This window comes from Xanthomonas sp. NCPPB 2632 (assembly GCF_041228075.2).
GTDB lineage: Bacteria > Pseudomonadota > Gammaproteobacteria > Xanthomonadales > Rhodanobacteraceae > Luteibacter.
In genome coordinates this window covers 3,211,449-3,236,095 of record NZ_CM192979.1, presented here as the reverse complement: position 1 = coordinate 3,236,095, position 24,647 = coordinate 3,211,449, and the positions used below count along the sequence as shown (strand labels likewise).

Below are 24,647 nucleotides of genomic sequence, written 5' to 3'. Positions count from 1 at the left end.
TCAGCGGACGGTGGCGCCCGGTGCCGCACCCTGGTCGGCATCCAGCAGGAACAGATCCGCGCCGCCATCGCCAGCGGACAGGATCATGCCTTCCGACAGACCGAAGCGCATCTTGCGCGGGGCGAGGTTGGCGATGAACACCACGCTGCGACCGACGAGTTTTTCCGGCTCCGCGTAAGCCGCGCGGATGCCGGAGAAGATCTGCCGCGTGCCCAGCGGGCCGGCGTCCAGTTCGAAACGCAGCAGCTTGTCCGATCCTTCGACGAACTCGCAGGCCAGCACCTTGCCGATGCGCAGGTCGAGCTTGGCGAAATCGTCGATGGAGACGGTGGCGGCGGTGTCGGTGGCGGTGTTGGCAGGCGTGGCTTCGGTCATGGGCTTGGTGTTTTCTTTGGGTTTCTTGGACGGTTTGGCTTCGGCCACGGCTTCGCGGGCCTGCTCGGAGGGGGACAGCGACTCCTTCGAGGCGTCCACCATCGCGGCGATCTTCTTCGGATCCAGACGCGAGAACAGCGGCGAGAACGCGTTCACGGTATGGCCGAACAACTCGCGCCGCGCATCGTCGAAGCTGGCGATGGGCGCGCCGAGGAAGGCCTCGGCGGCGGCGACCGTGGTCGGCAGGATCGGCTTGAGCAGCCCGGACAGCAGGCGGAAGGCGTTGATCGCGAACGAGCACACCTGGTGCAACTCGTCGCGGCGCGTCTCGTCACGGGCGATCACCCAGGGCGCCTTCGCCGCGATATAGCCGTTGACCGCGTCGGCCATGGCCACGAAGCGCCGGGTGACTTCCGCGTACTCATCGGCCTCGTAGAGTGCATCGATACCGTCGTACTGCCGCAGCAGGTCGGTCCACAGCGCGGACGCCTCGGGGTCGAAGCGATCGGACAATGTGCCGGCGAAATGCGTGTGCAGGAAGCCCGCGGTACGGCTGGCGATATTGGCCCACTTGCCGACCAGGTGCGAGTTGACGCGTTCCTCGAACGATTTCAGGTCGAGATCGACGTCCACCGGCTGCGGGCTGAGCATGGTGGCGAAGTAGTAGCGCAGGGCTTCGGGGTCCAGGCCGACATCCAGGAAGGTGCGCGCCTGGATGAAGGTGCCGCGCGACTTGGACATCTTGGCGCCGTTGACTGTCAGGTAGCCGTTGGTATGCAGCGCGGTCGGCACGCGCATGCCCGCACCGTGCAGCATGGCCGGCCAGAACAGGCCGTGGAAATTGATGATGTCCTTGCCGACGAAGTGATGCATCTCGGCCGTGCTGTCGGCGCGCAGGAAATCGTCGAAGACCAGGCCCGTGCGATCGCACAGGGCCTTGAATGCGGCGAGGTAACCGGCCGGCGCGTCCAGCCAGACATAGAAGAACTTGCCCGGTGCGTCGGGAATCGGGAAGCCGAAGTAGGGCGCGTCACGGGATATATCCCAGTCGCGCAGGCCGCCGTCGATCCATTCCGCCAGCTTGGCCACGACGCCGCTGTCGGCGGTGGGCTTGCCTTTGGTGAACTTGCCCGCGAACCAGTCGCGCAGCAGCTGCTCGAACTTGCCCAGCTCGAAGAAGTAGTGCTCCGAATCGCGCAGCACCGGGGTGGCACCCGACATCACCGAATAGGGATTCAGCAGATCGGTGGGCGCGTAGGTGGCCCCGCAGTTCTCGCAGTTGTCGCCGTACTGGTCGGGCGTGCCGCACTTGGGGCAGGTGCCCTTGACGTAGCGGTCCGGCAGGAACATGTCCCGCGTGGGGTCGTACAGCTGCTGGATATCCCGGCGCGCGATGTAGCCGGCGTCGCGCAGGCGCGTGTAGATGGCCGTCGCGATATCCCGGTTCTCCGGGGAGTGCGTGGTGTGGTACTGGTCATAGCTGAAATGGAAGTCGGTGAAGTCCGCTTCGTGCGACGCCCGGATGCCGGCGATGTAATCCTCCGGTGTCAGCCCGACCTTCTCGGCGGCCAGCATGATCGGGGTGCCGTGGGCGTCCTCGCCGGCGACATACCACACCTCGTTGCCTTGCATCCGCTGCGCCCGCGCCCAGATGTCGGCTTCGATGTAGCCGAGCATATGGCCCAGGTGCAGCGGGCCATTGGCGTAGGGAAGGGCGTTGGTAACCAGGATGCGGCGGGCCATGAGGATCGCGGTCGGCTTCGGGGCCCGCGATTATGGCATGGGGCGCGGTCAGGCGGTTTTTCGCGGGCACCCGCCTTCCTTGCGAAGCGTCCGTAGGAGCGCACGATGTGCGCGATGCCCTTATAGCCGTGCCCTATCGCGCTCCCCCTCATTCCACCCGCTTTATTCCACCCGCACCCAATCCTGGCTACGCCCGATCAGCGAGAAACCGATATAGCCGTGGACGTCGAGCGTCTTGCCGCCGTTCTCCAGCTTCACGGTGAGCTTGTAGATCTTGCCCTTGGCCGGATCGAGGATCTGGCCACCCGACCACTCGTTGTCACCGTCCTTCTTCAGGCCCCAGATGATGGTCATACCCTCGATGGGCTTGTTCTTCCGCTCGCCGTCGCACTGGGCGCAGACGGGATGCGGGCCATGATCGGACTTGAGCACCTGCAGCACCTTGCCCTCCAGCTGACCGTTGGCGCCCTCGGTGATCTCGACGATGGACTTCACTTCCTTGGTGGTGTCGTCGATCGTCTTCCATTTGCCGACCGGGCTGTCGGTGGCGGCAAAGGCGGGGAGAGCGCTCGCAACGAGGGCGAGACCTAGGGCGGCGCGGATCATGGACTTCATAAGTTTGCGGTACTCCCCATACGGTAAGGTATGGCCGGAGCCTGACGAGGGCCATCGACGCCGTCAAGCTGCACCGCGCCAGATGCGCCGACAAGGGCAGGATGGACGGGAAGCGGGTGCCGACGGTCCGGTGTCACCCCGCTAGCTGGCATAATGGGCGATCTTCGATTTTGCTCAACATCCCCCATGACCCAGCCCAGCGAAACCCTCGTGCGCGGTGTCCTCGACCGCGTCATCGACCCCTATTCGGGCCAGTCGCTCAGCGCCGCCGTGCGCGCCGTGGGCGTCGATGGCGACCGCGTGTCCGTCGATATCCAGCTCGGCTACCCCGCCGTCGGCTATGTGGAGCAGGCCACGACGCAGGCCCGTGAGGCGCTCGAAGCCGAGCCGGGCATCGCCGCGGCGGCCGTCTCGGTCGGCTGGCGGGTGCACCCGCACAAGGTGCAGGGTCAGCTGGCGCCCATGCCGGGCGTGAAGAACATCATCGCCGTGGCCTCCGGCAAGGGCGGCGTGGGCAAATCCACCGTGTCGGTCAACCTGGCGCTGGCCCTGGTCGCCGAAGGTGCCCGCGTCGGCATCCTCGATGCCGACATCTACGGCCCCAGCCAGCCCCGCATGCTGGGCCTGACCGGCAAGCCCGTGTCGCCGGACGGCAAGAGCATCCAGCCGATGCTGGCCCACGGCCTGCAGGCCATGTCCATCGGCGTTCTGATCGACGAGGACACGCCCATGATCTGGCGCGGCCCGATGGTCACCCAGGCGCTGATGCAGCTGCTCAACGACACCCGCTGGGACGACCTGGACTACCTGGTCATCGACCTGCCGCCCGGCACGGGCGACATCCAGCTCACCCTGTCGCAGAAGGTGCCCGTCTCCGGCGCGGTGATCGTCACCACCCCGCAGGACATCGCCCTGCTGGATGCGCGCAAGGCGCTGGGCATGTTCCGCAAGGTGGAAGTGCCGGTGCTGGGCGTCATCGAGAACATGGCCACCCATATCTGCTCCGCCTGCGGCCACGAGGAACACATCTTCGGGCACGGCGGCGGCGCGCGCATGGCCGCGGAGGCGGGCATCGCCTTCCTCGGCGACCTGCCGCTGGATATCCGTATCCGCCAGCAGGCCGACGAGGGCACGCCCACCGTGGCCGCCATCCCCACCTCGGACCTGGCGGAGCGCTATCGCGCCATCGCCCGCTCCACGGCGGCGAAGCTGTCGCTGCAGGCGCGCAACAAGGCGATCTCGTTCCCCAAGATCGTCATCCAGAACACCTGAGAAGTGGCGTCTTCGACGACGTTCCTATACCTTTCCGGCTCCAGCGAGGGAGACAGCACGTGAGCATCAAGTCCGACAAGTGGATCCGCCGCATGGCCGGGCAGCACGGCATGATCGAGCCCTTCGCGCCCGGTCAGGTGAAGGAGCGCGACGGCCATCGGCTGGTCTCCTATGGCACCTCCAGCTATGGCTACGACGTGCGCTGCGCCGACGAATTCAAGGTGTTCACCAACATCAACTCCACCATCGTGGACCCGAAAGCGTTCGACGAGCGTAGCTTCGTGGACATCAAGTCGGATGTCTGCATCATCCCGCCCAACTCGTTCGCTCTGGCCCGCACGGTGGAATATTTCCGCATTCCGCGCCAGGTGCTGACGATCTGCCTGGGCAAGAGCACCTACGCGCGCTGCGGCATCATCGTCAACGTGACGCCGCTCGAGCCCGAGTGGGAAGGCCACGTCACGCTGGAGTTCTCGAACACCACGCCGCTGCCCGCGAAAATCTACGCCAACGAAGGCGTCGCGCAGATGCTGTTCCTCGAGTCCGACGAAGAGTGCGAGGTGTCCTATGCCGATCGCGGCGGCAAGTACCAGGGCCAGCGGGGCGTGACCCTGCCGAGTACCTGAACGCCCGTGCCGTCCCAGCCGCGCGCGAGAAAGGCGCGGGGTAAACTTTCCCTCTTCATGAACGCCGATCCACGGAGACACGCATGATCCGAGTTACCACCCTCCTGTCCCGCGCCGCCGCCGCGGTTCTGCTTGCCAGCCTGCTCGTGCTGGGCGGTTGCCATCGTGGCGTCTCCAAGAGCGACCACGTGCCAACCGAGCAAGGCCAGTTCGACGTCACCATCAAGGCCTACAAGAGCGGCCAGTTCGTCGTCGACAACGCCGTGCTTTCCGCGGCCGACACCGGCAGCCACTTCGCCTACCTGAAAGACCAGGGCAAGCTGCCCAAGACGGTGCTGCTGATCCCCAGCGACGACTCCAAGATCCGTGACATCCATCTCGGCTTCATGGCCCGCATGCAGCTGGATTACGGCTTTGCCGTGTACTACGACAAGAAGGGCGAGCTCACCCGCCTGAACGCCGTGGAAGAGAAGGCCCGCCAGCTCGAGGACACCCCGCAGAAGGCCAACCTGCCGGATCGCATGCAGGGCAAGGACGCCGCCAGCGGCGCCTACAACCCGCAGACCCAGCCGTAAACGCCAAAGGCGACGGCTCGTCGCGAGTTCTTAGCGAGCTTGTAGCGCGGAAGACGGGGCAGGTGCCATTGGCATCTGCCCCGTTGTCGTTTCGGCGATACGCCAGATAGGTCATCGGCTGGCGCTGGGCTGGGCTGGTAACAGACTCGGTGCCAGCGGCAGGCTTGACGCTGGCTACAATCCCAGCGCTTCCCTCAGTGCTTCGATCCGTCGCTCGGCCTCGCCGGGCGGATAGTCTTCGGCCTGGCCAAAGCCCCACACCGGCCCCGGCCACGCCGCATCGCCGGCGTTGCGCGCCACTACATGGACGTGCAGTTGCCGGACGATATTGCCCAGCACGCCGATATTGAGCTTCTCGCACGGCGCCACGGCGCGCAGGGCGGTGCCGGCCAGGCTGGCTTCCTGCCAGAGCCGGGCCTGGTCGTCCGCATCCAGGTCCGACACCTCGATCCTGTCGGCCTTGCGCGGCACCAGCACTAGCCAGGGGTACCGCGCGTCGCGCATCAGCAGCACACGGCTCAATGGCAGGTCGCCGACGACAAGGGTGTCGCCGGCCAGCCGGGCATCGAGGGTGAAGCCGTCGGTCATGCCAGTTCGCGGGCGAAGAACGCCAGGGTGCGTTCCCAGGCCAGCTTGGCGCTCGGCTCGTCGTAGCTGCCGCGGACATCGCAATTGAAGCCGTGGTCGGCCGGATAGACCCAGGTATCCATCTCCGGCTTCAGCTCACGGTGCTTTTCCACCATGTCCGGCGGGATGGAGTGATCGCGCTCGCCGAAGTGGAAAATCACGTTGGCCTTGGCCGGCTCGCTCAGGAACGGCACATTGCGCGCACCGTAGTAGCTGGACGAGGGCAGGCCCAGGCGCAGCGCCGCCAGTGCCGCGACGGTGCCGCCCCAGCAGTAGCCCACCGTACCCACCTTGACCTTGTACTGGTCGGCGATCAGCTTGGCGGCGATGGCGACATCCTGGAGCGGGCGCAGCAGGCCCAGTTCGCCGATCAGCTTGATGCCCTTCTGCATGCCGTCCTGGTCGTAGCCCAGCTCCACGTCCTTTTCCACGGGGTCGAACAGTGCCGGGGCGATGGCGACATAGCCCTCGGCGGCAAAGCGGTCGGCCACGCTGCGGATATGGGCGTTGACGCCGAAGATCTCCTGGATCACCACGATGCCGCCCTTCGGGGTACCAGCGGGCTCGGCGATGTAGGCGTCCATGCTCTCGGGCGGGCGGGAGGTATCGAGGATAAGCGTGCGGCCCATGGGAGGTCTCCGGAAGAGTGGGTAAGGAGACAAGGGTAACCTGTAGGCATGTCGCCGGGATGTGCGGGGCGGTGCCGGACAGCAACGACGAAGTAGATATCGCGATATCTTACGTAAAAGCCCTCATGATCGGGTGCGCAGTGCTGGCGGGCGGGGTTATTTTCGCTCTCCTGAAACATGTCCCGAAGACGCCAGTAACGCGGCGACTTTGTGGCATCACGACGTTTCTGGCATTCGTGCTTATAGCCGCGTCGATCTGTGAGAGGTTGGGCTGGATCCACTGAGGCGAAGGTCTTACCCCGCCATGGGTGAACAGATTTCAACCAGGCACCCGTTGATATCTCGCACGTACCCGACGCGCTGGCCCCAGGGCTTTGCCTCGACCGCCTTGAGCGCCAATGCACCTGCTTCGACGGCCTGGCTATAACCCTGCTCGGGTGCCTCGGTAACAAGGCATATCTCGAAGCCGGCACAAAGCTCGCTCCGGCTATTCGGACGAATGGCGACGCCGTTGAGTTCCGCCATCGATTCGCCGGCGAAACTGAGCGTGGTCTCGCCGGTCGCCATCTCCGCATACAAGCCACTCTCGTGGACGAAGCGACGTTGCAGGCCGAAGGCGCGTTCGTAGAATTCCACCGTCGCCGCGACGTCCGGCACGTAAATGATCGTATAGCCCAAGCGCATCGTAATCTCCCGTGGTGATGGCGTGTAGCGTAGGGCGCTTCACGTCGCCCTGCTTGAATAAATCGGCCACGTCATTCGATCGACATGCCGACCAGCACCAGCGGCGGCCGGCTGCCGGGAGTAAAACCCCCATGGCGCCGAAACTCACGCGTCATGTGAGCCTGGTCGCTGTAGCCGCTTTCGATCGCTGCATGGGCCGGAACGAGCGGCGCTGACGCGTCGTTGAGGAGTCGCATGGCGCGCTGGAAGCGCACGACTGCGGAAAACGCCTTGAACGACAGTCCTAGTGCAAGTGTCAACTGACGTCTCAGCGTTCTTTCCGGCACGCCGACAACGCGGGCGACCTCATCGAGCCGGAGGCGTCCACCGGATGCCTGAATGACGGTGATTGCACGTCGGATCGTCGCGTCAGGTCGCTGCACCAGGGCCGCTCGCCGATGCGCGCAAGCACTCAATGCAGCCGCCAGTGCGGATGGCGTTCGAGCGGCGCCGATCGTTATGCCGTCCGCGCCGAGTGCAGCTTCGGCTGCTTCGCCGACCAAAGCGTTGTCAGTAATCGAGGCAGGAGCGATGCCGAGGCATAGCCCACCCCATCCAGGCCGGAAACGTACGCCCAGGAAGCGGTCGCCAGCCGACACAGCGACCTCCGCCCAACGCCGGGCGGGTCCGACGATCAGCAATTTCACATTAGCGAGTCCGCTCCCTCCATCGCCCCGGAAAGCGACGATGAGGTCCATCCGGCCATCCGGAAGGACGATGTGCGTACCTTCAGTGGACGCCGTGAAAGTCCACTCCGCTTCGATCGCCTCCGAAAGGCGGACTGGGAGAAGCTGTTCCTGATAGTCCGATGGCCATGGCATGCGCGAAAGTCTACGGTATGTGCCCGGCCGCTCCCAAGGTCGCTTTCGTCAGCTTTGGCTGCCCGAATCGCAGTTTATCTACGTCTAGCTTGGGGCGCCTCGCTATTAACCGCCGTGCGATGGGTGCCTATGGCATGCTTATGCTCCTGACCTTCAGGATGAAATAATGAAGACATGGCTTTTCATTGCTGTTGCCTGGCTCGCGGCCGCCGGCCCTGGGCGCGCCAGCGATCTGCAAGGCGCTCTTGACGCGCAGCTGAAGGCCAATGCCTTGGGTCACGGCATTCCGGCCCAAGCGGTACGAGTGACCCACAACGGTGAGCTTATCTACGAAGGGACCACAGGTACGGTGGTCATGGGTGGCGGAAAGCCCATCACTCGGGAAACACCATTCCCCATTTATTCGGTGAGCAAGCTGTTCACTAACACGCTGGTCCTGCAGCTTGCGGAAGAGGGCAAGATCGACTTGACCGCACCTGCTTCGCGTTACGTCCCTAACCTTCCCTTTGCGTGGCGTTCCATTCGCATTGAGCAATTCATGAGCCACGTGACGGGCTTGCCGAATTTCTTTGACCCGCAGCATCTGGATCGGCCGTTTCCTCCGACACTCGATGCGGCTTTTGCGGCCGTAAGCACCATGCCTGTCACGTCGGCCCCCGATGTGCAGACGCGCTACTCTGGAACGAACTATCTCGTCCTCGAGGCGGTTCTTCAGAACGTCACGCACAAGCCTTATCGGGCCTTGGTCGAAGAGCGGATCATCCAGCGTCTGGGCTTGCTTCACACCTCGCTGGATATATCGCATTCCCCTCCGGGTATGGTCGAGAGTTACCACGCGGAAAACGGTCGCGCCGTCATCGACCCGGCTGTGCACTGGCCCGACTACGCCATCGCCGAGGGGTGCATCGTCTCAACACTAGCGGACATGGGTACGTTCATATCCGCGATTGCCGATGGCAAACTCGTTTCGCAAGCCGCACTAGTGAAACACTGGCATTTATACCAGTTCCCCCACGGGAATCAGGGCGGCTTTGCATCCGGTTGGGACTACGGTGAAGAAGGGCGCTGGCACGAGGTGGGCCATGACGGCGGTACGAAGGTCCGTGTCAGAATCCTGTACAGCGCAAACCTGGAAGATCATTACGTCATCGTGTATCTGACCAACGGAAACCGTGATGATGTGTGGTCGGGGACCCTGGTCAATTCGGTACAGGTCATCGCCGTGCCACGGTAATCGTCCGGTCAGGCGATTGCCCGTCTCGCGGGCGGAAAACGTGGATGACTTCGTTTAGATGCTTCGAGCTAATGGGAGACAGGGGCCATGTACTCGCTTATGCGGCGCCGCCAACATTTTCTGCCTTTGTTATTTTTGCCGCTGGTCATCGGCGCATCCCTTGCCCGTGCAGCTCATGCCAATCCCTCTTCACCTCAGCCGGGTAAGCCCCAGGGCGCTGCGACACAAGAGGCCTTCCAGCACGCCGTTGACGCACAGCGAGTCGCTATAGACGAAGAAAATGCGAACACGAAACCACGAATTTCCTGGGCTGGTGACTATTATTTCGGCGATGGCCTTGGCGCAAACGTATCCTTATCTCTCGCGCCCCATTCCGGTGTTGCTGCTACATGGCAGGGATGCCTTGGTACCTACACAACCAACAAGGGAGCGGTGATCCCACAAGCGGACGGCAGTCTGCTGCTGAAGTATGAGGAGCCCAACGATGAAAAGGGTATTGGCTTTGCTGACCACTTAGTGCCTGTCGCCTGGGGAGATCGCATGTACATGATCTCCGAGAAAGAAATTCCCGCATTCGTCAGCGCGGTGAATTTGGGTTATGAGCCGTGACAGGACGCACGGGGCATGTTCCTCATGCGTGAGGGAGATGAGGGGCGCAAGGCATACGGCATGCCTATCCTGCCACGTGCTCAGCGGTCGCTGATTCGCGAAGTGCCGCTGGAAGTCGGCGTGATCTCAGCCAAGCCGTTGCAAGATAAACACGTCGATCTACTCGAGTGCCGGTATCGGCTGGAACTGGATCACGGTGCTAACGACGGTCTGGCCGTTGGAACGCGCCTCCAAGCGACCGCTGGCTCTCCTTATGGTCGCGTTATCCTGGAACAAGTGACACCCACTCGCGCCGTGACCGTTTTAAGCTTGTTCGGCGATGAATGTACCAAGCCGGATCAGCGTTCATTGACGAAGACTCGTTTTACATCTGGCGCTTACCGCATGATCTCGACAAATGACAGACCTTGAGCGGCCACCACTGAGAACCTTTCCTATTTCATCGCCGAGAGTCGGCTTCGTTTCGTTGGTTTGCCCCTGGGGTACTCGACACCTACCGGCTGCTGGTGAGGCAAGCGAATTGCCTTACTCTGTGACATCTGGTTTCGACGGGCGTCGAAGGGATAAGAATGGCCCATGGTCAGCGCAACAATTTTGATGCACTGAGGCTGCTCGGCGCCTTCCTCGTGCTGATCAGCCATCAGTTCGCGCTTTCCGGCCGCCCCGAACCCATATTCGTCGGGGAACATTCGTTCGGCAACCTTGGCGTGCTCATCTTCTTTTCGATCAGCGGTTATTTAGTCACTGCCAGCTGGCTTAAAGATCCCGATATTCGTCGCTTTGCGGCACGTCGCGCCCTCCGGATCGTGCCGGCTCTTTGCGTGTCGATTCCGCTGACCCTGGCAGTGATCGCTGCGCTTGGATTGACGGGGTTTCCCGGAAATCCCAGGCACCTCGCCAATGGATCGCTTTGGACGATTCCGTACGAGGTCTACTGTTACGCTCTGCTTCTTGTTGCTGGCGTCGCAACGCGACATCCTTCCATCGTGCTGGCGGTGGGAATTTTCGTCTATTTCGTGCTTTCAGGCCTGCAGTCCGGAGAAAGTATCCTGGCGTGCTTCGGTTTGTTCTTCGCCGCGGGAAGCCTGCTCAGGGCCTATCCGTACCTCCGCAAACCGCTGCCGACCCTGTCGTTCCTGGTCACAGGCTGTGTGCTTGTGCATATCGATCAGACCAAACTTGGTCTCGCACTCGTCGTTCCCGTGCTGACGGTTGCGATTGGCGTCCGGTCATGGGCCGGCCTGCGCGACATTCCAGGAATCGGCGATCTCTCCTATGGCATCTACATCTACGCATGGCCCGTGCAGCAAATAGGAGTGGCGCTCATGGGGCGGCAAATGCCTTACCTTGCGCTGCTGTCCGTGACCCTTCCCGTGACCCTCGCCCTGGCGGCCGCCTCCTGGCACCTCGTGGAAAAGAAAGCCTTACGCTTCAAGCCTGGCCGGCGATCCGAATGTGAAAGGCCGTCCGGCCCTGCCGCCGCCGACCCGCTATAATGCCCGGCTTCCCTACACCCCCGGTACCCACGGCAATGTCCCAGGCCGCTCCCAAAGTCGGTTTCGTCAGCCTCGGCTGCCCGAAAGCCCTCGTCGATTCCGAACGCATCCTCACCCAGCTGAAGGTCGAGGGCTACGAGATCGTGCCCAGCTACGGCGAGGCGGATGCCGTGGTGGTCAACACCTGCGGCTTTATCGACTCGGCGGTGCAGGAGTCGCTCGACGCCATCGGCGAGGCGCTCCACGAGAACGGCAAGGTGATCGTTACCGGCTGTCTGGGCAAGCGATCCGAGCTGATCCGCGAAAGCTATCCCGAGGTGCTGGCCATCTCCGGTCCGCAGGATTACGCCAGCGTGATGAGCGCGGTGCATCAGGCCATCCCGCCGGTGCGCAACCGCTTCCTCGACCTGGTGCCTGACACCGGGGTCAAACTGACGCCCAAGCACTACGCGTACCTGAAGATTTCCGAGGGCTGCAACCACCGTTGCAGCTTCTGCATCATTCCCTCGATGCGTGGCGACCTGGTGAGCCGCCCGGTGGACGAGGTGCTGATCGAAGCCGAGAAGCTGGCGCGGGGCGGGGTGAAGGAATTGCTGGTCATCTCGCAGGACACCAGCGCCTACGGTGTGGACGTGCGCTACGCCGAGCGCGAGTGGCGCGGCAAGGCCTATCGCACGCGCATGACTGAGCTGTGCCAGGGCCTGTCCGAGCTGGGCATCTGGACCCGCCTGCACTACGTCTACCCGTACCCGCACGTGGACGAGATCATGCCGCTGATGGCGGAGGGCAAGATCCTCCCGTACCTGGACATCCCGTTCCAGCACGCCAGCCCGCGCATCCTCAAGCTGATGAAGCGCCCCGGCAACGTCGAGCGCACCCTGGAGCGCGTGCAGGCGTGGCGCCGCGAGGTGCCCGACCTCACCATCCGCAGCACATTCATCGTCGGCTTCCCCGGCGAGACGGACCAGGAATTCCAGGAGCTGCTCGGATTCCTGCGTGAAGCCGAGCTGGATCGCGTCGGCGCGTTCGCCTATTCGCCGGTGGATGGCGCGAAGGCCAACGACCTGCCGGGCCAGATCGACGAGGAACTGAAGGAAGACCGCCTGGAACAGTTCATGGCGGTGCAGGCGGAGATTTCCGCGGCCAAGCTGCAGCGCAAGGTGGGCCGGACCATCAAGGTGCTGATCGACGAGATCGACGCCGACGGCGCGTGGGGTCGCTCCAGTGCCGATGCGCCGGAAATCGACGGCGCCGTGCGCATCGACGACGGCCAGCTGCTCAAGCCCGGCCAGTTCGTCGACGTGCTGGTCGAGGAAGCCGACGCTCACGACCTCTACGGTCGCCTGGCCTGAGCCCATGCGGTACGTGGCGCCGACGCGGCAATCGCTCGAGCGGAGCGTGCTCGCGTCGCCGCCGCTGTCGTGCTGGCGCGACTACGCCACGCTGCTGGGTGGGGAGGCGTGGCCCGATATCGCAGCCCTGAACGCGCTGCTGCCGGCAGACGCCGACGTGCATTTCGTCACCCAGGACAAGGCGCTGCTCGACGACGGCCTGCATTACGAGGAACGCATCGCGCATCGCCGTGCCATCGCCACGCGGCCGGACAACTGGCACGACCTGATCAACGCCCTGGTATGGCTGCGCTATCCGGCGCTGAAACGCGCGCTCAATGCGCGGCAGATGGCGGAGATCGCCGTGATGGGGCGGCGGGAGCGCTCACGGCCGCAATGCGCCCTGACGCATTTCGACGAGGCGGGGATGATCGTCACGCTGCGTGAGCCGGCCATGCTGGCGGCCTGGGATGCCCACGACTGGACCACGCTGTTCTGGACGTACCGCGAAGCGTGGCTGACTGGCGGGGCCCGCGTCGAGGTGTTCGGTCATGCCTTGCTTGAGCACGCACTCACGCCCGGCAAGCTGCTGGTCGGCAAGGCCCTCGTGGTGATGGGCGAGGGCGATGCGCGGGCGATCTGTGCGGACGCCATCGCCGCCGGCAGCGTTCTCAACGATCCGCAGGAACTGAGGCCACTGCCCGTGTCCGGCGTTCCCGGTTGGCATGTCGATACGGATCGGCCGTCGTTCTACACGACGGCACCGTGTTTCCAGCCCCTGCGCGAAGGTCGGACGTATCCGTTACCGCTTTGACGCTGGATCGGCCAGGCCGTGGTCGCGCACGTAGTCGCCCAGCAGGCTGTCGTGGTCGACGCCCAGCTTGCGCATGGCGTCGCGCTTCTGCCGGCTGATGGTCTTTACTGACTTGCCTTCGCGGTCGGCGATCTGTTGCAGCGACATGCCGGCGACGAAGGCGCGGATGACTTCCGTTTCGCGCGGCGACAGCGGCGCGCCCGGCATGGCCACCGAGGTGTCGTCGGCCTCGTTGAGGATGTCGAGCAGGGTTTCGCTGAGGTAGGTTTCACCGTCCGCGACGGCGCGCGCGGCCGTGGCCAGTTCGTCCATCGGGGCGCGCTTGTCGACGATGCCGCGTGCGCCGCGCCCCAGCATGGATTGCAGGGCGGCCGGGCGGTTGATCATCGTCAGGACGATGAGCGCGACATGGGGATAATCCCGGTTGATGGTTTCCAGGAGGGGAAATCCATCGTCCTGCCGATCGCTCGGCATGAGAAAATCCGTAATGACGACATCGCAGGCGCGGTCGGCCAGCATGGCCAGGAGTTCGTCCGCGGCCTTGGCCGCACCGACCACTTCGATGTGCGCGTTCTCCAGCGCAAGCCGCCCCCCAACAAGAACGAGGGGGTGATCGTCTGCCAGAATGACCTTGAGTGGCATGCCTTGCGTTCTCCTGAATACGTTGCGATACAGCGGGCTTCGACTCGATTATGCCCATGAAGGTTACCTTGACGAAGCCTCCCGTGTGATCCGACGCCTGCTCCCGTTAATGCTGCTTGTGCTCGCCCGCATGGTCATGGCCATGCCGGACGTGCCGTTGCGCCCCGCGGACGCGGAATGGCTGCGCCACCATCCGGTGCTCATCGTGGGCGCGTATCCGGAGGGCTATCCGCCGTTCGAGGAGCTGCGCGACGGCGAGCTGGAAGGCCTGGGCCCCGATTACCTGCGCGAGCTGGCCGGCGAGCTGGGCGTGACGCTGCAGACGCGGGAATACCCCAGCTGGCCGGCCCTGCTGGCCGCGTTGGCCAAGGGCGAGATCGACGTGGCGACCTCGGTCACTCCGCTCGAACAGGGCATGCCGGGTATCCGGGTGGGCGCCACGTATTTCGAATCGCTCCCCGCGCTGGTGGAGCGCGTCGACGCACCGATCGCCCACCGCCCGGGTGACCTGCGTGGCAAGCGCCTGGCGGTGCACACCGGGTATTTCGACATCGCCGCGCTGCGCCGCGAGTTGCCCGAAACGACGTTGGTGGAAACCGCCTCCACGGCGGAGGCGCTGGGGCGGGTCAGCCGCGGCGACGTGGACGCCTACCTGGACAACCCTTATTCGGCACGTGAATTCGTCTCGCGCCTGCGCCTTGACCACGAACTGCGGGTGGGCAGCCCCGTGGCATTGCCGATCAGTGCACTGGCCTTCGCGGTGCCCGCGTCACGCGCACCGCTGGGCCGGGCGCTCGATCACGCCTTGGGCGAACTCACCGCCGCCGACCACGGCCGCCTGCGCGCGCGCTGGGTCGGACGCGACATCGCCCCCCGCCCCCGCGAGGCCGGCATTCCCCTCAGCGAGAAGGAAAAGGACTGGCTGCGTGCGCTGCCGCCCTTGCGCCTGGGCGTGGACCCCAGCTATGCGCCTTTCAGCCTGATCACCGGCCGGGGCGAGGCGGAAGGGCTGTCCCTGGATTACGTGCGCGAGATCGCGGCGGAGTTGGGCATCCGGGTCACCCAGGTGCCCAGCGAGAACTGGGCTGGCACCGTGGAGCGCGTGCATCGTGGCGAGGTGGACGTCGTGGCCGCGATCAATCCGCAGAGCGCCACGGCACCGTTCCTGGAGCCGAGCGTGCCCTACCTCGACTTCCCGATCATGATCGTCACGCGCGAAGGCGCGCCCACCATCGCCGGTCGCGATGACCTCGCCGGCAAGCGGGTGCTGGGCAACACCACCCGTGAGCCGATCCGCCGGCTGCTGTCGCGCATCCCGGGCGTCCAGGTGGTGTCGGTCGATACCGAGGCGGAAGGCCTGCGCCGGCTGGCGGCGGGCGAGGGCGATGCGTTCGTCGGCAACCTGGCCTCCGTGGATTACCTGATCCGCGACAACTTCCTCGGCCAGCTCAAGGTGGCCGCGCCCACGGGCGACAACGAGGCCATCGCCATCGGCGTGCGGCGCGAGCTCGCGCCGCTGGTGCCGCTGATCAACCGCGTGCTGGTCAACCTGTCGACGCACCGCCAGCAGGAGATCCGCAACACCTGGTTCGCCTCGCATTACGTGGTCGGCCCCACCTGGCGCGAGATCGCCGGGCGCGTGGCGCCGTTCGTGGCGGTGTTGCTGGCCTCGCTGATCGCGATCAGCTACGCCTACCTCAACCTGCGCCGCGAGACACGCCGGCGCGAACGCACGGAGCGGCGCCTCGCCGAGGTCACCGCACACGTGCCCGCGGTGGTGTACGAAGCGGTCCGCGGTCTGGATGGCACCTATGCCATGGCCTACGTGGGTGGCGATCCGCAAAGCATCCTCGGCATGGAGCCCGGCCAGCTGCTGGCCGCGGGCGAGGCCATGCTGGCGCCCGTGCCGGAAGACGACCGTGAGGCGCTGCGCGCGGCGTTCGAGCGTTCGGCGCGTGAGCTCACGCCGTTGCATGTCACCGTGCGCGCGCACGTCGGCGGCCGTACGCGTTACCTCAGTTCCGACGCGGTGCCGCTGGCAGCCGCCGACGGCAGCGTGCGCTGGAACGGTTACTGGGTGGATGTGACCGCGCAGGAACTGGCCTCCCGCGGCATGGCGCATGCACGCGACGAAGCCGAGGCGGCCACGCGTGCCAAGAGCGATTTCCTCGCCACGATCAGCCACGAGATCCGCACGCCGATGAACGGCGTGATCGGCCTGCTCGATGTGCTGGAACGCACGTCACTGGATACCGATCAGCGCAAGATGGTCTCGACCATCGAGCACTCGGCGGAAGCCCTGCTGCACATCCTCGACGACGTGCTGGATTTCTCGAAGATCGAAGCCGGGCACCTCACCTTCGACCCGCGCCCGGCCGATCCTCGCGGCATCGTCGAAGGTGCCATGGCGATCATGGTGGCACAGGCGGAATCCAAGGGCTTGCGCCTGGAAGCCTCGTTCGATCCGGCGCTGGCCCCGGCCGTCACCGTCGACGACGGGCGCCTGCGCCAGGTGTTGCTCAACCTGCTGGGCAATGCGATCAAGTTCACGGCGGAAGGCTCGGTGCTCATGGCGGTGCACGTGGACGAACACCACGGCGCACGCCAGCGCCTGCGTTTCGTCGTGCGCGACACCGGTATCGGCATTCATGCCGCGAAGCTGCGCCACGTGTTCGCACCGTTCAGCCAGGCCGAATCCTCGACCACCCGCCGCTTTGGCGGCACCGGTCTGGGCCTGACCATCGCCCGGCGACTGGTCGAGCGCATGGGCGGGCACATCCTCATCGAGAGCGAGCCGGGGCAGGGCACGACGGTCACCGTCACCCTGGAACTGATGATTGCCGACATGCCCGTGCCCTCGCAGGCGCAGGGTGGCGACGCGTCCGCACCGACGGTGCCCGCGCGCGACGCACGGATACTCCTGGCGGAGGACCATCCGGTGAACCAGGAACTGGTGCGGGTGCAGCTGGCCTTGCGCGGTTACCGCTGTGACATCGTCGACGACGGCGTGGCTGCGCTCGAAGCGCTTGCCGCGCAGGCGTACGACCTGCTGCTCGTGGATTGCCACATGCCGCGCATGGACGGTTATGCGGTGGCGCAGGAAGTACGTCGTCGCGAGGCGGGCGGCGCACGCCGCCTGCCCATCGTGGCCATGACCGCGGATGCGCGTGCCGAGCAGCGCGAGCTGTGCCGGGCCGCCGGCATGGACGACCTGCTGCGCAAGCCGATCCGGCTGGAAGCGTTTCACGCCGCCGTGGCCCGCTGGCTCGGCGACACGGGCGAGGGAATACCCGATGTGGACATGGGCCGGATGCGTCGCGCGTTCGGTTCGGACGAGAACATCGCCAGCGTCATCGATGCCGGCGTGCAGGCCACGCGCGAGGCGCTGGCGCGGCTGGATGCGGTCGCCGTGCATGCCCAGGCAGAGGCCGTGGCCGGCTGGATCCACCACGTGCTCGGGGGCGTACACGTGTTCGGGCACTCGCCGGTGGGTACCCGGGGCGAACGCATGGAACTCGCGCTGCGCGAAGGCGCCGACGTCGACATCGCTGCGCTTCACGAGTTCGCAGGTGACGTCGCCACGTTTACCGATGGCCTGGAGCGATTGGCGATTCGCCTCCGCCAGAACACGCAAGCCCCAACGGACGCTCAGTCGTAGGACACGTCCAGGATCGCGAAGCGCGTACGCCCGCCCGGCAGTTCCGCGTCGAACTCGTCGTCCAGGCGTTTCTTCAGGACCGCGCGGGCCATGGGCGAGTCGATGCTGATCCAGCCCTTGCGGGCGTCGGTTTCGTCGGGCCCGACGATGCGATAACGCACCGTCTCGCCGCTTTCCACGTTTTCCAGGGTCATCGTGGCGCCGAAGAACACGGCGTCGCGTTGCGAGGGCGCGGCCTCGACCACCTTGAGCGCCGGGATGCGCTTGCTCAGGTAACGTGCGCGCCGGTCGATCTCGCCGAGCTGCTTCTTCCGATAGGTGTACTCGGCGTTTTCCGACCGATCACCCTCGGCGGCGGCCGCGGCCAGCGCCTTGACCAACTCAGGCCGCACCGTGTGCCACAGGTGGTCCAGCTCGGCCTTCAGGCGTTCGAATCCCTCTCGCGTGATGATCGCGGTGGAAGAGGGGGAGGGGGGGCGCCAGCGACTCATGGCGTCGCCTTGGGGGCGGTTTCGAGCGTGGCGAGCAGCGTCGCGATATCGGGGGCCAAGGGATGATCCGGGTAAGTGGCGAGCAGTTGCCGCGCGAGGGTGGCGGCGGCCGGCGTGTCGCCGAGGCGATCGTGCAGGCGTACCGCCAGTAGCCCGTAATGGGGTGCGCCCATGTCGCCGGGCCAGGTGTGCAGATAGCCCATGGCCAGGTGCAGCCCCAGCCGGGTCATCCCACCGTGCGCGGCGGTGTCCGCCAGTGGCCCGCAGGTACGTGGATCGTCGGGCAGGAAGGCCGGATCGACCTCCACGCCGTCCTGCACCACGCCCAGCGCGCGACGTGTCTCCTGCGCGGCGACCAGCGCGGCGATCCAGATCTGCGCATGCACCAGCAGTTCGGGCCGGCGATCCTGTGCCCGCAGCAATTCACGATAACGAACGTGAAGCGGCGCCGGTGCAAGACCCTCCCGAAGGCGTTCGGTGAGGATGTCGGTCGCGTTGGGGATGTCGTCGCACGCGATCAGGTTCACGTGCGCCAGCAGCGCATCATCGTCGTCGGGCTCGGCGGCCTCGCGCAACGCGACGGACGTTGGCTGGTAACCCAGTGCCTCGTGCCTGTGGTGGATCAGTGCGCCCATGAGATGGAAATTGTAGAGCGTGAGGTAATTGGCCACGGCGTAATAGCCGAGCACGCCGATGAAGGTCGGGCCGTGGTCCTTCAGCGCGTACTGGGCTCCTGCCTGCAGCAGGCTGGTGGCCATCACGATAGCGAACAGCAACAGGTAGGCGCTGCCCAGGCGGCCGATCGCTTCCACCCAGGTGCGCGGATCGAGCGCCGCGCCCACCCCGTCGAAGGTCAGTGACATGGTGATCACCGGCAGCACGAAGGCGAACACCAGGGACACCAGCAGGCCGGGGATGCCGAGGAACAACGGCGCCAGCACCGCCACCGCGTTGCCGGTCAGCTGGATGACGATCAGCGCCACGCCCGTGCTGTCCTCCGTGTCGATCGCCAGTTCCGGAGGATCGGCGTAGCCGTCGGCGGTATGGCGCAGGCACTCGAAGGCGTAGACGTAGATCGCCAGCCAGCCGATGAAGATCACCAGCAGCTTCAGCCCGAGCACCGGCAGGAACGACAACGACTCCAGCAGCGTGACGGCCACCAGGGTCATGCGCGCACCGCCGCCCAGCGGATAGCGGAAGCCGGTCAGGGCTCGCTGCGGGAAGGGCGTATCGGCATCGGCGAGGGCGTGGCGCGGCATGGCTACTCCTTAAGAATCTCCTGAACAAGTGTACGCAACGATATGCCGTTACGAGAAAAATCGTCATATGCCCGCTTGAGTCCGGGGCGTGCGGCGGGTAACGTGGCCGCCACTGCCTGACCCTGAGTTCCATACATGTCCTTTCGCGTGCCGCGTCCGCTCCTCTTGCTTCCCCTGGCGGTCCTCGCCGGTTGCGCTTCCAGCGGCGGAACACCGCGCACGGGCAAGGTCACGCCCCAGGTAAACGCCCTTTACGACCGCATGAACCAGGCCAGCAAGGGCTACGAGGCGGCCATCGACCAGGCCCGTCGCGGCGATACCCCGCAGGCGGCGCAGACGCGCAAGCAGGCCCTCGACCAGCTCAAGGACGCCTCGGCGCGCTGCAGCCTTACCCCGGGCTGCGATCCGCAGCGTTTCGCCGCCGTCTTCGACCGGCTGCTGCGCCTGAAGGACGGCAGCTTCATCGAGGGGGAGGACGCGGACGATACCGAGCAGGGTGCCGAGGTGGGCGTACAGCCCGGCGACGTCAACCTGCCCGGCTCGGTGGCGATCGGCTCGCTGCCCGCGGCGCAGCGCAGCGTCACCATGTTGAAGGGCCACCAGTTCTCCGACCTGATGGTGATGAACGGGCCGGTGAAGGCGGCGCTGGAGTTGTGGCTGACCCAGCTGCGGCCCAACCTGATGGATGCCTACGTCAACTACCAGATGATGCGCTACAAGATGTGGCCGGCGTACAAGAAGGCCGACCTTCCCGAGGCACTGCTGTTCGGCATCATGGCCAAGGAATCCGGCGGCAAGGTGCATGCGGTGTCGCGCTCGGGCGCGTCGGGCCCGCTGCAGTTCATGTACGCCACGGGCCTGCGTTTCGGCCTCAGCAACGCCGATGGTTTCGACCAGCGCTTCGATCCGACCATGGCCGCGCAGGCCAACGCGGAATACATCGACGAGCAGCTGGCCGCGTTCAACAACAACCTGGAAATGACCCTGGCCGCCTATAACGGCGGGGAAGGGCGCATGCGCCGCATTGCCGCCGGCAGCCCGGGTGCCAGCTTCTACGATCCGCAGATCTACGGGCAGATGTCGGCCGAAACCCGCGACTACGTGCCCATGGTACTGGCCGCCGCCTGGTTGTTCCTGCATCCGGACAGCTACCACCTGCGCTGGCCGAAGATCGACGGCGAGCCGGGCCAGATCGTGCTCAAGCGGCCGGCCTCGCTGTCGGAGCTGACCATCTGCCTGGGCTCCTCGCAGGACATGCCCGAGGGCTGGTTCCGCACGTTGCGCAACCTCAACCCGCGCCTGGACCCGCAGATCAGCCAGCCGGTGGGTGCGCGGCTCGAGGTACCCAAGCAGCTCGAAAAAGCCTACGCATCCAGCTGCGCCGACGGCCCCTGGCCCATCCTCGCGTCCGACCTGCACAACGCGGCGAAGATCGTCGCGCCGCCGCCGCCCGCCGCGACCTCGGCCGCCCTGGCCGGTGGCGGATCGTCGTCGTCGTCGCGGGCGTCATCGTCCGCCTCGCGCAGCTACACCGTGCGCAGCGGCGACACGCTGGTCAGCATCGCGCGCAAGAGCAGCTGTGCGGATGTCGAGGACATCGCTCGCATGAACGGCATCAAGGGCCACCAGTTGAAGGTCGGGCAGTCCATCCGCGTGCCGGTTTGCCGGTAAGCGGGAAGGGCCGATCGTTACGCCAGCGCGCTGGGGGCCATCCAGCGCGAAGACGCCTCGCGCGTCTCCGAGGCGGACAGTTCCTTGATCTGGCGCATCAGCCTGAGGATCTGGCGATGCAGTTCATCCATGCCCGGGCGGCGTGAGCCCAGGGTCTCGTGGTAGACCGCGGCGATCCACAAGGCGACGCCACGCGCAGCAATCAGGGGGTTGTCCGAGCGCGCTTTACCCAGGCCGACTTCAGGGCCATGGCCATGGGCGCTGTAACGCTCGTCGGGCGGGGTGCCGTAGAGGTGGGGGAAGTCGCAGACCGATGCCTGCTCCATCTCGCGCCTGACCAGCTGCTGCAGGTCGGCATGGGCCCGCACCGGAAGGGAGAGCACCACGCGCTCGATATCGGCAAGCTGCCGACGCAGGCGGATCTCGCGGCTTACGGCGATGAGATGGGTGACCAGTCGCATGATGAGTTACCTCGGGCTGACGCTTTCAGCAGGCACCGGTTTCCTCCCCCACGGAGTGACCGGTCGCCGCGAGCATAACCCTTGGACACGTCGAAATGAAGACATTTTCGTCACATTGTGACGCGGGGGGTCAGCCGTGCGGCGCGGCGCCTACCCATCGACCCAGGCGCTGCCCGACCATGACCTGCTGCTGCGGCTGCAGGTCGTCCAGCGCATAGCCCTCGGGCAGGAGCAGGATGACCGTGGATCCCATGTTGAACCGGGCCATTTCGCCGAAGCGGTCCAGGTCCACGCCGCGCCCGCGGCAGTCCTTGCGGATGATGGACGAAGCGTAGGGCGGGATGGCCATGCCGTCCCAGACGGTGGCCACGCTGGAGACCAGGATCGCCCCGACCATCACCGAGACGAACGGCCCGTGTTCGCCATCGAAATGGCAGACCAGGCGCTCGTTGCGGGCGAACAGGCGCGGGATGTCCTGCACGGCGAACGGGGCGACGCTGAAGATGCGGCCCGGCACGTGGGTGGTGCCGGTAAGGGTGCCGGCCAGCGGCATGTGCACGCGGTGGTAATCGCGCGGCGAGAGGTACACCGTGACGAAGCTGCCATTGCGGAAGGGCACGGCGGCGGCGGCGTCGCCGAGCAGCTCGGCGGCGGTGTATTCCTGGCCCTTGGCCTGGAAGATACGGCCGTCGCGAATCCGGCCCGACTGGCTGATCCGGCCGTCGGCCGGGCACAGCACGGTGGCGGGGTCGTCGTCCGGGCGGCGCGCGCCCGGTTTCAGCTTGCGGGTGAAGAACGCATTGAAGTGCTGGTAGGCCAGCGGGTCCGGCTGCGCGGCCTGGCTCATGTCCACGTCGTAGCGCTGGACGATCTCCCGGATGAGGAAGTTCTTCCAGGGCGCCCATGCCCAGCGCGTCGCCCAATAGACGATCCGCGAGAGGAACCGGTGCGGGAGGATGTACTGCAGCAGGACCTTTGGCTTCATCGGGGGAGTATAGGCGACCGCCGGCCCTTGCCGCAGCGCCCCGGCTACTTCACCACCGGCAGCTCCACCCAGGTGCCGTCGGCGCCGCCGCGGAATACCTTCTGCGTGGCCTTTTTATAGTCGCCCGGCTTCGCATTGAAGATATTCGGCACGAACGTCTGCGGATTGCGGTCGTACAGCGGAAACCAGCTGGACTGCACCTGCACCATCACCCGATGCCCGGGCAGGAAGACATGGTTCACCGTGGGTAGCGGGAAGCGATAGGCCTGGGCCTTGTCCGATACCAGGGCTTTCGCGGTGGCGTAGCCCTCGCGGTAGCGCCCGCGGAAGATCTCCATGGCTACCGGCAACTGGTAGCCGCCCATGGACGGCTCCGCTTCCACCTCGTCCGGGTAGACGTCGATCAGCTTCACCACCCAGTCGCTGTCGGTGCCGCTGGTGGAAGCGAGCAGGTGGACCAGCGGCTCGCCGGCGATGCCCATCGGCTGGGTCAGCACCGGCGACACGTAGGTCAGCACGTCGGTGCGCGTGGCGAACTGGCGCTGGTCGTCCACCAGCCATTCGGGCCAGCTGTCTTCACGGTCGGCCACGCCGTGCGACCACGACTGGATGGGACGCACGCGGTAGGGCACCGGCTTGGCCGGATCGGACACATAGGCGTCCTCGCCCGTCGCTGGCGCGGTCGTGCCGAGCGTGCCGTCCGCGCCCACGAACCAGCGCTGCATCGTCGGCGCGCAGCCCGTGCGGCAGGCGGACGGCCAGGTGTCGAGCTGGCGCCAGGTATTCGCGCCGGTGACGAAGGCATTCACCGGTGCGATAGCCACCTGCGGCGCATCGTCCTTGAGGTAGCGCGCGAGGAAGGGGCGCAGGATGGTCTGGCGGAACGTGGTGGCGGTGTTGCTGCCCAGGTCGATCGCACCGATGGTGTTGCCTTTCTCCCAGGTCTTGGCGTGGCGCCAGGGGCCCAGCACCAGCCACAGCTTCTCGTGGTTCGGGTCGCGTGGTGCAAGCGCGCGGTACACGGCCATGTCGCCGTAGTTGTCTTCCTGGTCCCACAGGCTGTGCACGAGCATGGTCGGCACGGTCATGGGCTCGTTCGCTGCGACCTTGTCCAGCGCCTGGTCCGACCAGAAGCTGTCGTAGGCGGGGTGCGCCAGGATCTTCTGCCAGAACCCGAGGGCTTCCATGCCGTAGGCACGGCCGATGTCGCCGGCGGAGCCGCCCTTGAGGTAAAGGTCGTAGTCGTCGCGGTAGCCGGTGCTCCAGCCGATGTCGCTGCCGCGCGAGTTCACCATGCCGTAGATGTAGGGAATCATCTGCTGGCGGAACGCGCCGCGATGGAACCAGTCGTCGCCCATCCAGCCGTCGATCATCGGGTTGATCGGCACGGCCACCTTGAGGGCGGGATGGGGGCGGATGGTGGCGACCATCGCCTCGAAACCGTCGTAGGAGATGCCGATGATGCCGACCTTGCCGTTGGACTCCGGCACGTGCTTCACCAGCCAGTCGATCGTGTCGTAGATGTCGGACGATTCGTCGATGGCGGTGGGGTTGCCGTGGCCGATCGGCGGCCGGTTCATGACGAAGTCGCCTTCCGAACCGTGCTTGCCGCGAATGTCCTGGATTACGCGGATATAGCCGTCCTGGACCACGACATCGGCCGGGTTGTCGTAGCCGCGCAGGGTGCTGTCCAGGTGGGGGCTGTCGTTGCGGTGGCCCATGCCGTCCGCGCCGTAGGGCGTGCGCGTGAGCAGGATGCCGGCATGCGTGCTTCCTTTGGGCACCAGGATCACGGTGTGCAGTTTCACGCCGTCGCGCATCGGGATCTCGACGGTGCGGCGCACGTAGTCGAAACCGGTGTCGGTGGGAACGAAGTGTGCCGGCGTTTCCGTCGGCAGGGGGTTGTCCGGGGCCGTGTCGCCGAACGCCGGGGTCGCGAGGACCCCGGCGGCCAGTGCGACGATGGCCAGTCGCAGGAGTGGATGCATGG

23 protein-coding genes are annotated in these 24,647 nt (G+C 65.7%); 11 read left to right on the top strand and 12 right to left on the bottom strand.

The genetic code is table 11. From position 1 onward, the window contains the following. A complete protein-coding gene (gene metG, locus AB8808_RS13780; RefSeq protein WP_369930243.1) occupies positions 1-2,118 on the bottom strand; it encodes a methionine--tRNA ligase in 2,118 nt (705 codons plus the stop codon). 162 nt (positions 2,119-2,280) lie between these two features. Then, complete coding sequence (locus tag AB8808_RS13775; protein WP_285401334.1) at positions 2,281-2,733, bottom strand: DUF2147 domain-containing protein; 453 nt, start codon at positions 2,731-2,733, stop codon at positions 2,281-2,283. 186 nt (positions 2,734-2,919) lie between these two features. On the opposite strand from AB8808_RS13775, the gene apbC reads away from it, so the two are divergent. The 3 genes from apbC (at position 2,920) to AB8808_RS13760 (ending at position 5,206) form a co-directional block, all read left to right on the top strand. Next, a complete protein-coding gene (apbC, locus tag AB8808_RS13770) occupies positions 2,920-4,005 on the top strand; it encodes an iron-sulfur cluster carrier protein ApbC (RefSeq protein ID WP_369930242.1) in 1,086 nt (361 codons plus the stop codon). A 59-nt stretch (positions 4,006-4,064) separates the two neighbouring features. Then, positions 4,065-4,631, top strand: coding sequence for a dCTP deaminase (dcd, locus tag AB8808_RS13765; protein ID WP_285401330.1), 567 nt, complete (start codon positions 4,065-4,067; stop codon positions 4,629-4,631). Between the two features lie 83 nt (positions 4,632-4,714). Further along, positions 4,715-5,206, top strand: coding sequence for a hypothetical protein (locus AB8808_RS13760; RefSeq protein WP_036140731.1), 492 nt, complete (start codon positions 4,715-4,717; stop codon positions 5,204-5,206). Positions 5,207-5,380: 174 nt separating this feature from the next. On the opposite strand, the gene AB8808_RS13755 is transcribed toward AB8808_RS13760, so the two are convergent. The 4 genes from AB8808_RS13755 to AB8808_RS13740 form a co-directional block, all read right to left on the bottom strand. Continuing rightward, a complete protein-coding gene (locus AB8808_RS13755; protein WP_369930241.1) occupies positions 5,381-5,794 on the bottom strand; it encodes an HIT domain-containing protein in 414 nt (137 codons plus the stop codon). Further along, positions 5,791-6,462 carry a dienelactone hydrolase family protein gene (locus AB8808_RS13750; protein ID WP_036140732.1) on the bottom strand — a complete coding sequence of 224 codons (672 nt, stop codon included), beginning with the start codon at positions 6,460-6,462 and terminating at the stop codon, positions 5,791-5,793. The genes AB8808_RS13755 and AB8808_RS13750 overlap by 4 nt, the downstream gene beginning before the upstream one ends. A 294-nt stretch (positions 6,463-6,756) precedes the next feature. Continuing rightward, the gene (locus AB8808_RS13745; protein WP_036140734.1) at positions 6,757-7,146 is read right to left on the bottom strand and encodes a VOC family protein; all 390 of its coding nucleotides are present in this window, start codon (positions 7,144-7,146) and stop codon (positions 6,757-6,759) included. Positions 7,147-7,217: 71 nt separating this feature from the next. Next, positions 7,218-8,006, bottom strand: a complete 789-nt coding sequence (locus AB8808_RS13740) for a helix-turn-helix domain-containing protein (protein ID WP_369930240.1) — start codon at positions 8,004-8,006, stop codon at positions 7,218-7,220. A 166-nt stretch (positions 8,007-8,172) separates the two neighbouring features. Here AB8808_RS13740 and AB8808_RS13735 point away from each other — a divergent pair, with 166 nt between their 5' ends. The 6 genes from AB8808_RS13735 to AB8808_RS13710 all read left to right on the top strand — a co-directional run bounded on the left by AB8808_RS13735 (position 8,173) and on the right by AB8808_RS13710 (position 13,490). After that, on the top strand, positions 8,173-9,240 hold the full coding sequence (locus AB8808_RS13735) for a serine hydrolase domain-containing protein (RefSeq protein WP_369930239.1): 1,068 nt from the start codon (positions 8,173-8,175) through the stop codon (positions 9,238-9,240). Between the two features lie 87 nt (positions 9,241-9,327). Beyond that, positions 9,328-9,849, top strand: a complete 522-nt coding sequence (locus AB8808_RS13730; RefSeq protein WP_369930238.1) for a hypothetical protein — start codon at positions 9,328-9,330, stop codon at positions 9,847-9,849. Positions 9,850-9,864: 15 nt separating this feature from the next. Beyond that, positions 9,865-10,260, top strand: a complete 396-nt coding sequence (locus AB8808_RS13725) for a hypothetical protein (protein ID WP_369930237.1) — start codon at positions 9,865-9,867, stop codon at positions 10,258-10,260. A gap of 158 nt (positions 10,261-10,418) precedes the next feature. Continuing rightward, positions 10,419-11,345, top strand: a complete 927-nt coding sequence (locus tag AB8808_RS13720; RefSeq protein ID WP_369930236.1) for an acyltransferase family protein — start codon at positions 10,419-10,421, stop codon at positions 11,343-11,345. Positions 11,346-11,380: 35 nt separating this feature from the next. Next, on the top strand, positions 11,381-12,697 hold the full coding sequence (rimO, locus tag AB8808_RS13715; RefSeq protein ID WP_036140736.1) for a 30S ribosomal protein S12 methylthiotransferase RimO: 1,317 nt from the start codon (positions 11,381-11,383) through the stop codon (positions 12,695-12,697). A 4-nt stretch (positions 12,698-12,701) separates the two neighbouring features. Then, entirely contained in the window at positions 12,702-13,490 is a 789-nt protein-coding gene (locus AB8808_RS13710) for a DUF3025 domain-containing protein (RefSeq protein WP_369930234.1), read from the top strand. Here the strand turns inward: AB8808_RS13710 and AB8808_RS13705 are convergent. After that, positions 13,479-14,132 carry a response regulator gene (locus AB8808_RS13705; RefSeq protein ID WP_369930233.1) on the bottom strand — a complete coding sequence of 218 codons (654 nt, stop codon included), beginning with the start codon at positions 14,130-14,132 and terminating at the stop codon, positions 13,479-13,481. The two genes, AB8808_RS13710 and AB8808_RS13705, sit on opposite strands and share 12 nt — an antisense overlap. Before the next feature lie 109 nt (positions 14,133-14,241). Between AB8808_RS13705 and AB8808_RS13700 the strand changes: the two genes are divergently transcribed. Then, positions 14,242-17,790 (top strand): ATP-binding protein, encoded by a 3,549-nt coding sequence (locus AB8808_RS13700; protein ID WP_369930232.1) that lies wholly within the window; start codon positions 14,242-14,244, stop codon positions 17,788-17,790. On the opposite strand, the gene greB is transcribed toward AB8808_RS13700, so the two are convergent. Beyond that, on the bottom strand, positions 17,781-18,281 hold the full coding sequence (gene greB / locus AB8808_RS13695; protein ID WP_369930231.1) for a transcription elongation factor GreB: 501 nt from the start codon (positions 18,279-18,281) through the stop codon (positions 17,781-17,783). The two genes, AB8808_RS13700 and greB, sit on opposite strands and share 10 nt — an antisense overlap. Continuing rightward, positions 18,278-19,540 (bottom strand): DUF4013 domain-containing protein, encoded by a 1,263-nt coding sequence (locus tag AB8808_RS13690; protein WP_369930229.1) that lies wholly within the window; start codon positions 19,538-19,540, stop codon positions 18,278-18,280. The genes greB and AB8808_RS13690 overlap by 4 nt, the downstream gene beginning before the upstream one ends. A 135-nt stretch (positions 19,541-19,675) precedes the next feature. On the opposite strand from AB8808_RS13690, the gene AB8808_RS13685 reads away from it, so the two are divergent. After that, complete coding sequence (locus tag AB8808_RS13685) at positions 19,676-21,211, top strand: transglycosylase SLT domain-containing protein (protein ID WP_369930227.1); 1,536 nt, start codon at positions 19,676-19,678, stop codon at positions 21,209-21,211. 17 nt (positions 21,212-21,228) lie between these two features. Here the strand turns inward: AB8808_RS13685 and AB8808_RS13680 are convergent, their stop codons facing one another. The 3 genes from AB8808_RS13680 to AB8808_RS13670 form a co-directional block, all read right to left on the bottom strand. Beyond that, a complete protein-coding gene (locus tag AB8808_RS13680; protein ID WP_369930225.1) occupies positions 21,229-21,672 on the bottom strand; it encodes a hypothetical protein in 444 nt (147 codons plus the stop codon). 130 nt (positions 21,673-21,802) lie between these two features. Then, a complete protein-coding gene (gene asd, locus AB8808_RS13675) occupies positions 21,803-22,657 on the bottom strand; it encodes an archaetidylserine decarboxylase (RefSeq protein ID WP_369930223.1) in 855 nt (284 codons plus the stop codon). Positions 22,658-22,701: 44 nt separating this feature from the next. Then, positions 22,702-24,645: a CocE/NonD family hydrolase gene (locus tag AB8808_RS13670; RefSeq protein WP_369930221.1), complete on the bottom strand. Its 1,944-nt coding sequence runs from the start codon at positions 24,643-24,645 to the stop codon at positions 22,702-22,704. Between the last annotated feature and the right edge of the window lie 2 nt (positions 24,646-24,647).

What these genes read in the sequence shown, in the direction of transcription:
- metG (WP_369930243.1), bottom strand. Translation starts at nt 2,118, where the DNA reads ATGGCCCGCCGCATCCTGGTTACCAACGCCCTTCCCTACGCCAATGGC.
- AB8808_RS13775 (WP_285401334.1), bottom strand. Translation starts at nt 2,733, where the DNA reads ATGAAGTCCATGATCCGCGCCGCCCTAGGTCTCGCCCTCGTTGCGAGC.
- apbC (WP_369930242.1), top strand. Translation starts at nt 2,920, where the DNA reads ATGACCCAGCCCAGCGAAACCCTCGTGCGCGGTGTCCTCGACCGCGTC.
- AB8808_RS13760 (WP_036140731.1), top strand. Translation starts at nt 4,715, where the DNA reads ATGATCCGAGTTACCACCCTCCTGTCCCGCGCCGCCGCCGCGGTTCTG.
- AB8808_RS13755 (WP_369930241.1), bottom strand. Translation starts at nt 5,794, where the DNA reads ATGACCGACGGCTTCACCCTCGATGCCCGGCTGGCCGGCGACACCCTT.
- AB8808_RS13750 (WP_036140732.1), bottom strand. Translation starts at nt 6,462, where the DNA reads ATGGGCCGCACGCTTATCCTCGATACCTCCCGCCCGCCCGAGAGCATG.
- AB8808_RS13745 (WP_036140734.1), bottom strand. Translation starts at nt 7,146, where the DNA reads ATGCGCTTGGGCTATACGATCATTTACGTGCCGGACGTCGCGGCGACG.
- AB8808_RS13740 (WP_369930240.1), bottom strand. Translation starts at nt 8,006, where the DNA reads ATGCCATGGCCATCGGACTATCAGGAACAGCTTCTCCCAGTCCGCCTT.
- AB8808_RS13735 (WP_369930239.1), top strand. Translation starts at nt 8,173, where the DNA reads ATGAAGACATGGCTTTTCATTGCTGTTGCCTGGCTCGCGGCCGCCGGC.
- AB8808_RS13730 (WP_369930238.1), top strand. Translation starts at nt 9,328, where the DNA reads ATGTACTCGCTTATGCGGCGCCGCCAACATTTTCTGCCTTTGTTATTT.
- AB8808_RS13725 (WP_369930237.1), top strand. Translation starts at nt 9,865, where the DNA reads ATGTTCCTCATGCGTGAGGGAGATGAGGGGCGCAAGGCATACGGCATG.
- AB8808_RS13720 (WP_369930236.1), top strand. Translation starts at nt 10,419, where the DNA reads ATGGCCCATGGTCAGCGCAACAATTTTGATGCACTGAGGCTGCTCGGC.
- rimO (WP_036140736.1), top strand. Translation starts at nt 11,381, where the DNA reads ATGTCCCAGGCCGCTCCCAAAGTCGGTTTCGTCAGCCTCGGCTGCCCG.
- AB8808_RS13710 (WP_369930234.1), top strand. Translation starts at nt 12,702, where the DNA reads ATGCGGTACGTGGCGCCGACGCGGCAATCGCTCGAGCGGAGCGTGCTC.
- AB8808_RS13705 (WP_369930233.1), bottom strand. Translation starts at nt 14,132, where the DNA reads ATGCCACTCAAGGTCATTCTGGCAGACGATCACCCCCTCGTTCTTGTT.
- AB8808_RS13700 (WP_369930232.1), top strand. Translation starts at nt 14,242, where the DNA reads ATGCTGCTTGTGCTCGCCCGCATGGTCATGGCCATGCCGGACGTGCCG.
- greB (WP_369930231.1), bottom strand. Translation starts at nt 18,281, where the DNA reads ATGAGTCGCTGGCGCCCCCCCTCCCCCTCTTCCACCGCGATCATCACG.
- AB8808_RS13690 (WP_369930229.1), bottom strand. Translation starts at nt 19,540, where the DNA reads ATGCCGCGCCACGCCCTCGCCGATGCCGATACGCCCTTCCCGCAGCGA.
- AB8808_RS13685 (WP_369930227.1), top strand. Translation starts at nt 19,676, where the DNA reads ATGTCCTTTCGCGTGCCGCGTCCGCTCCTCTTGCTTCCCCTGGCGGTC.
- AB8808_RS13680 (WP_369930225.1), bottom strand. Translation starts at nt 21,672, where the DNA reads ATGCGACTGGTCACCCATCTCATCGCCGTAAGCCGCGAGATCCGCCTG.
- asd (WP_369930223.1), bottom strand. Translation starts at nt 22,657, where the DNA reads ATGAAGCCAAAGGTCCTGCTGCAGTACATCCTCCCGCACCGGTTCCTC.
- AB8808_RS13670 (WP_369930221.1), bottom strand. Translation starts at nt 24,645, where the DNA reads ATGCATCCACTCCTGCGACTGGCCATCGTCGCACTGGCCGCCGGGGTC.